Annotated in this window: 7 protein-coding genes and 2 pseudogenes; 8 read left to right on the forward strand and 1 reads right to left on the reverse strand. The window is 61.1% G+C overall.

The window, feature by feature from the left end; genetic code table 11:
* A pseudogene (locus tag HLUSI_RS26555) lies at positions 1-215 on the reverse strand (efflux transporter outer membrane subunit); the annotation flags it as partial.
* Positions 216-439: 224 nt separating this feature from the next.
* On the opposite strand from HLUSI_RS26555, the gene HLUSI_RS0102120 reads away from it, so the two are divergent.
* The 8 genes and pseudogenes from HLUSI_RS0102120 to HLUSI_RS26565 all read left to right on the forward strand — a co-directional run.
* A complete protein-coding gene (locus HLUSI_RS0102120; protein WP_016832392.1) occupies positions 440-1,057 on the forward strand; it encodes a TetR/AcrR family transcriptional regulator in 618 nt (205 codons plus the stop codon).
* 154 nt (positions 1,058-1,211) lie between these two features.
* Entirely contained in the window at positions 1,212-1,829 is a 618-nt protein-coding gene (locus HLUSI_RS0102125; protein WP_029363023.1) for a methylamine utilization protein, read from the forward strand.
* A gap of 37 nt (positions 1,830-1,866) precedes the next feature.
* A pseudogene (locus HLUSI_RS26560) lies at positions 1,867-4,156 on the forward strand (putative bifunctional diguanylate cyclase/phosphodiesterase).
* Between the two features lie 89 nt (positions 4,157-4,245).
* Positions 4,246-5,118 (forward strand): DUF3034 family protein, encoded by an 873-nt coding sequence (locus HLUSI_RS0102135; RefSeq protein ID WP_016832395.1) that lies wholly within the window; start codon positions 4,246-4,248, stop codon positions 5,116-5,118.
* On the forward strand, positions 5,118-5,570 hold the full coding sequence (locus tag HLUSI_RS0102140) for a group I truncated hemoglobin (RefSeq protein WP_016832396.1): 453 nt from the start codon (positions 5,118-5,120) through the stop codon (positions 5,568-5,570). The genes HLUSI_RS0102135 and HLUSI_RS0102140 overlap by 1 nt, the downstream gene beginning before the upstream one ends.
* A 117-nt stretch (positions 5,571-5,687) precedes the next feature.
* The gene (locus HLUSI_RS0102145; RefSeq protein ID WP_016832398.1) at positions 5,688-6,056 is read left to right on the forward strand and encodes a COG4315 family predicted lipoprotein; all 369 of its coding nucleotides are present in this window, start codon (positions 5,688-5,690) and stop codon (positions 6,054-6,056) included.
* Between the two features lie 39 nt (positions 6,057-6,095).
* Positions 6,096-6,596, forward strand: coding sequence for an RNA polymerase sigma factor (locus HLUSI_RS0102150; protein ID WP_016832399.1), 501 nt, complete (start codon positions 6,096-6,098; stop codon positions 6,594-6,596).
* Positions 6,593-6,805: anti-sigma factor family protein (locus HLUSI_RS26565; protein WP_040503061.1), on the forward strand; the 213-nt coding region annotated here is incomplete at its 3' end. The genes HLUSI_RS0102150 and HLUSI_RS26565, both read left to right, overlap by 4 nt.

The raw sequence follows: 6,805 nt of genomic DNA on the forward strand, positions 1-6,805 counted from the left end.
TGCGCATCGCCGAACTGGTCGACCCAATTGGCGGCGGGCCATTGGCCTTGGCCAGCCAGGCTGCGCTCGGCGGCGTAATCGCCGGGTTGCGCCATGTGTTTATCGCTGTCAATGCCGCTAAAGCTGGCACAGCCGGACAGGCCGAGCATGCCGATGGTGAGCGCGCATAGGGCGATCACCCGCAAACGCAGTGCGGGCGATGAGGCGGATTTCATGACATTCTCCAAAGTGGATTCTTATTGCTGTATCTGGAAATAAATTGAAAGACAATCTGAAACGGAATTTTTCGACGAGGTTGGTGCCGCCGTTTGAATTTCCTGACTTCCTGGCCGGTGGCGACTCGCTGAGGTCGTTTGCACGCTAGCGAGTAAAAACTCATCTTTTTGTATTATACTCGCATATACGAACATTAGCTCATGTTACAAAACCGGATTGAAAAATGAAACTGCAACCTCGCAAAGAACCCCGCCAAGCACGCTCGAAAGCCATGGTCGACACCATCCTCGACGCCATGGCGAGAGTGCTGGTTGACCGCGGTTACGCCAAGACCAACACCAATCTCGTGGCGGAAGCGGCGGGCATCAGCGTCGGTTCGCTGTATCAGTATTTTCCCAACAAGGACGCACTGATTTTTGCGCTGCGCGAGCGTCACGTTGCCCGCATGCTGCAGTTGTTTGAAGAAGTGGTGGCGAAGATGGATGCCTCCGGCAGTCTTGTACGCGACTTCGAAGCCCTGATTGAAGCGCTGGTCGCGGCGCATCTGGTCGAGCCGGAACTCAATCGCATCCTTGAAGAAGAATTTCCCTCGTTCCACCTGCCGGTGTCGAACCATGTCCGCCAGCGCTTCTTCGAAGCCATTCGCGGCGTCCTGATCAAGCATCGCAAGAGCATCAGCGCGCCGGACGTGGATGTGGCGGCCTTTGTGGTCCAGCGCATGCTCAAGGCGCTGGTCAATGCGGTAGTGCTGATCGCCCCGCCGGGCCTCAATGCTGCCAGCGTGCGCTCCGAAATTGTTCCGGCAGTTGTCGGTTATTTAACAGCGCAAAGATCGAATTAATTGCATAATGGGTCTCGCTCGCCAAAAACGTTTCAGATAACAATTCCGAGGTGAGCAGGCTGGCAGGTTGTCCTGCCGATTTTTCGATCCATTTTCAAATTTCAAATTCCTAGCGATCATGCGTCTATCGTTTGTTCACCGGCATGCCCGTCGCATGCTGGCAGGAAGTGTCGCGTTGTTCGCGTTGCTGGCGGCCGGTGCAGCTTTGAACGCTGCGGCTGCGACCTTGACCGTGCAGGTGCTCGATATCGCCGGCGCGCCCGTGCCCAATGCGGTGGTCTACGCCGAGGCGGTCGGCGGCCAGGCGGTGCCGAAATCGCTCAAGCAGGCCGAAGTCGAGCAAAAGGACGTCAAATTCTTCCCTCTGGTAAGCGTGGTGCAAGTTGGTACGCCTATCCTCTTCCCCAATCACGACAAGGTGCGGCATCACGTGTATTCGTTTTCGCCGGCCAAGACCTTTGAGTTGAAGTTGTATTCCGGCGTCCCGACCAGCCCGATCCTGTTCGACAAGGTCGGCACCGTGGTGCTGGGCTGTAATATTCACGACCAGATGGTCGCCTACGTGCAAGTGGTCAATACGCCGTTCTTCGGCAAGACCGACATGTCCGGTCGGGTCAAGCTGGACGGCCTGGTCAACGGAAAATACGCGCTGAAGGCCTGGTATTTCAAGATGGCGCCCAATGAGGCGGCCATGGAACAGCCGATCACTTACCAGGGCGCTGATCTGCACGCCTCGGTCAAGCTGAACGTCAAGGCCGTTCCGGTGGAATAATCGTCGCCACAAGCCAAGAGAAACGGGGAGCTCACAAGTGCGTTGGCATCGGCTGGAAAACCGCATCGTTGTGCTATTCATCATCCTGATCCTGCTGGTGCAGCTGGCGGGTTTCATTGCCATTCGCAAAGCGATCGATGAAAACGCGCGCGGCCTCCGACTTCGGCTTCCGCCAGGCGATCGGCACCGACGACCGCGAAACCATCACCTCCGTACTGGAAAACCACGGCGCGCGCATCGGCTCGACGCTGTCGATGCTGATCGGCACCGACCAGAGCGTCAAAGCGTCCACCCAGGCTTATCCCAGCACCGACCTGCAACGCAGCGCGCTGGAGCTGGTCAGCAAGGCTGTCGTCACCAACGGCGCTTCCGACACCGTGATCGTCGACGACAACCTGTTCCAGATCGTCGCCGTGCCGGTGCGGGCGCCGGTCATCATCGGCTGGGTCGTGATGGGCTTCCCGGTCGACAAAAAACTCATCTCTGACATGCGCGCCTTGTCGTCGCTGCAGGTCAGCGTGCTGGTGAGCACGCGCGCGGGCCAGTGGCAGCAGGACGTCTCGACGCTGGCCAAGCCGGAATCGGCCATGCTGATGTCGCAATTGCCGCAATCGCCGGCCGCCAATAGTTTCATCCCTCAACTGAGCATCGCCGACAACGACTACAGCGCGCGCGTGCTGGTGCTGGCCAAAGGCCAGGGAAGCCAGAGCGCGGTAGCCGTGCTGCAGCGCTCGATCAGTGAAGCGGTGGCGCCGTATCGCCGTCTGCAACTGATCCTGCTGTCCATCAGCATCATCGGCGTGATCATGGCGATCTTCGCCAGTGCCTTCGTGGCGCGCCGCATCACCAGTCCGTTGCGCGCATTGGCCGACATCGCCAAGCGGCTCGGCACCGGCGACTACCGCGCCCGCATCGACATCAAGGGCGGCGACGAAATCGGCAAGCTGGCCGACGCCTTCGAAAGCATGCGTTCCGGCATCGCCAACCGCGAACTGGAAATCCGCCGGCTGGCGTACTGGGATCCGCTGACCGATTTGCCCAATCGCGTGCAGTTCGCCACCTTGCTCAACACCGCCATTGAGCGCGCCAGGACCACCGGCGGCCAATGTCATATCCTGATGATGGATCTGGATCGCTTCCAGCACGTCAACGACGTGCTCGGCCACAGCTTTGGCGACAACCTGCTGCGCCAGGTAGGGCGCCGCCTGGAACAGCAACTGGAACGTGAAAACGACAAGGTCGCGCGCCTCGGCGGCGACGAATACGCGATCCTGCTGCCGGCCACCGACCAGGTCGAAGCGGTACGCCAGGCCAAGCGCATCCTGAGTTCGCTGGAAGTGCCGCTGTCGATTGACGAGCAGACCGTGGATCTGGGCGCCGGCATCGGCATCGCCGGTTATCCCGAAAACGGCGAAAACAGCGAGACCCTATTGAGCAACGCCGAAGTGGCGATGTATGTCGCCAAGCGGCGCGGCAGCGGCTTCACCGTCTACGAACCATCCATCGACAAGAGCAGCCAGGAAAGCCTGAGCCTGCTGAGTGAACTGCGGCGCGCGCTCGACCGCAACGAATTCCTGCTGTACGTCCAGCCCAAGGTCGACCTGGCCTCGGGGCGCGTGGTCGGCGCCGAGGCGCTGGTGCGCTGGATGCATCCCGAGAAGGGTTTCATCGGCCCCGACAATTTCATTCCGTTTGCCGAGACCACCGGTTTCATCCGCATGCTGACCTCGTGGATGCTTGGCAGAACGGCAATCCTCTGCAGCGAGCTGCAAAGACGCGGGATTTCACTCAAGTTTTCGGTCAATTTATCGACACGCGATCTGTTGGATCAGGATTTGCCGCAGCACTTCGCCGATATCCTGGAGCGCAACAGCCTGGCGCCGTCGTCGATGTGCCTGGAGATCACCGAGAGCGCCATCATGGATGATCCGGTGCGCGCGCAACTGACGCTGGAGCGTTTGCACGCCATGGGCGTGGAACTGGCGATTGATGATTTCGGCACGGGGTATTCCTCGCTGGCGTATCTGAAGCGCCTGCCGGTGGATGAGCTGAAGATCGACAAATCGTTCGTGATGAACATGGAGCACGACGCCGACGACGCCAAGATCGTCAAGTCGACCATCGACCTGGGCCACAACATGGGCCTGCGCGTGGTGGCGGAGGGTCTGGAAACGCTGGCGGTCTGGAACCTGCTGCGGCAGATGGGTTGCGACCAGGCGCAAGGTTACTTCATGAGCAAGCCGATGCCCGGCGACCGCCTTATTGAATGGCTGGAACAATGGACGCCGCCGGAAGTACCGAGCCAGTCGGAGAACATGGCGATCTGAGTTGCTGTATCCGAAAGCCGGGCGGCGTTGGGAAAAAGGGAAGGTAGATGACCGATAAGACAGGGAAGGGGCTGCGACAGGCGTCCACAATGGCCTTGATGTTCGTGGCGGCGCTGTTGTCCGCGGCGGCGTCGGCGCAGAACGCAATGACGCCCGACTTGGGCAAGCTGATGGCTACGGCTGGCGTGGTCCAGGTCGAAGGCGCCGGCGGCGGCGGCCTGGTGCCGTGGGCCACCATCACCGGCTATGGCACCCGCGACAGTTACGGCGCCAATGTGCACTACACCTATGTCGGCACCCAGGACTACACGCTGGCCTCGTACGGCGTTGCCGTCGGCATCGCCGACCGCGTCGAGCTGTCGGTGGCCAAGCAGCGCTTCACCGGCAGTTTGGCGCCGCTCAACAACCTGCGCATCGATCAGGACATCTACGGCGTAAAGGTCAAGCTGGCCGGCGACATCGTCTACGACCAGGATACCTGGATGCCGCAACTGGCGGCCGGCGTGATGGTCAAGCGCAACAACGGCATCGGCGGCCTGGGCGCGGTCACCAACGTCAAGGATCTCGGCGCGAAGAGCGATTCCGGCATCGACTATTACCTCGCGGCGACCAAACTGTTCCTTGACCAGAGCCTGCTGCTCAACGCCACGGTGCGCGCCACCAAGGCCAACCAGATGGGCATCTTGGGTTTCGGCGGCGACAAGGGCGATCGCTACCAGGCCATGCTGGAAAGCTCGGTGGCTTACCTGCTCAATCGCCAATGGGTGATCGGCGCGGAATACCGCATGAAGCCGCGCAACCTCGGCGCCGACAACGAGAAGGATTATTACGACGCCTTCGTTGCCTGGTTCCCGAGCAAGAACCTGTCGCTGACGCTGGCCTACGTCTCGCTCGGCGACATCACCATCTACAATCCCAAGCGCCAGGACGGCGTCTATCTTTCCGTGCAGGCGGGCTTCTGATGAAAAATCCGACGATAACATCGGGCTGGCTGGCCGCGATTCTGGTAGCGCTGATTGTGTCCGCGACCGCCTTGCCGGCCCACGCCCAGAAAGTCGACGACAGCCTGTACCGCGATCTGGGCGGCCTGGATGTGCTGACCAAAGTGGTCGACGACACGTTGGCGCTGGCGCTGGCCGATGTCCGGATCAAGGACACCTTCAAGGAAACCGACATGAAGCGGCTGGCCAAGCTGATCACCGAGCAGTTCTGCGAACTGAGCGGCGGTCCGTGCAAGTACAGCGGCGACCCGATGAAGGAAGTGCATCAGGGGCTGGCGCTCAACAACATGCAGTTCAACGCGCTGGTGGAAGACCTGCAGGCGGCGATGGACAAATCGGGCATCCCTTCGCGCACGCAGAACAAGCTGCTGGCCTTGCTGGCGCCGATGCAGCGCACCGTTGTCACAAAGTAAAGAATCGGGCCGGGCAGAATATATTTTCGCGGGAGCGGAATAAAACCCGTGTTGCACACGTCTACCGTGCATGGGTAAGGCAAAACCGCGCAACCCTGCAACGAAAGGAATACCGCCATGAAACTGCTCCCACTGTCCCTGCTGACATTGACCTTGCTGTCGTCCGCCGTACCTGCCGCCTTTGCTGAAGAGATGGCCGTCAAGAAAACCGACGACGTCCTCGTCACCACCAAGGGCATGACCGTCTACACCTTCGACAACGATCCGGTCGGCAAGAGCGTCTGCAACGGTCCTTGTGCGACTGCCTGGCCGCCGGTGGCGCCGGTCGGCACGCCGAGCGCACCGTTCTCGGTGATCAAGCGCGACGACGGCAGCCCACAGCTGGCCCTCAACGGCAAGCCGCTGTATCTGTTCGCTTCGGACAAGAACCCGGGCGACCGTAACGGCGACAACTTCAAGAACATCTGGCACGTCGTCAAGAACTGATCCGTCTCCATCTCCATCTCCAACTCCCAGCCTGAGCCCATGTCCGACGAAAGCCATCTGCTGGCTTGCCTCCCGCGCCTGCGCCGTTATGCGCGGGCGCTGGTGGGCGATCGCGCCGGCGCCGACGACCTGGTGCAGGACACCATGGAGCGCGCCTGGCAAAAGCTGTCGAGCTGGCGCAAGGGCAGCGACATGCGGCCGTGGCTGTTCAGCATCATGCACAACCTGCACGTCGACCAGCGCCGCAAGCCGGTGATTCCGACGGTCGCACTGGATGACGAAGATGCGCTGGCGACGCCGGCTTACGCGCCGGACCGGCTGGTCGGGTATGACCTTGAGTCGGCCCTGCGCCTGCTGGCGGCCGAACAACGCGAGATTTTATTGCTGGTGGTGCTCGAAGAGATGACTTATGAAGAAGTGGCCGCGACGCTGAGTATCCCGCTCGGCACCGTCATGTCGCGCCTGTCGCGCGCCCGCGAGCGCTTGCGCGCGTTGGTCGAGGGACGGCCCCGGCATTCGACGTTGAAGGTGGTCAAATGAACCCGAACCCGTTAGCGGTTACCGAAGCCGATCTGCAGGGCTATGTCGACGGCTTGCTGCCGCAGGAGCGGCTGGCCGACGTTGCCGCCTGGCTTGAACACAATCCGGAAGAGGCTGAGCGCCTGCGCACTTATCGCCACCAGAACCAGGCCTTGCACCTGCTGTTCGATCCGGTGCTGGACGAACCGCTGCCGGCGCGCCTGGCGGCG

It is taken from the genome of Herbaspirillum lusitanum P6-12, assembly GCF_000256565.1.
Taxonomy (GTDB): domain Bacteria; phylum Pseudomonadota; class Gammaproteobacteria; order Burkholderiales; family Burkholderiaceae_D; genus Herbaspirillum; species Herbaspirillum lusitanum.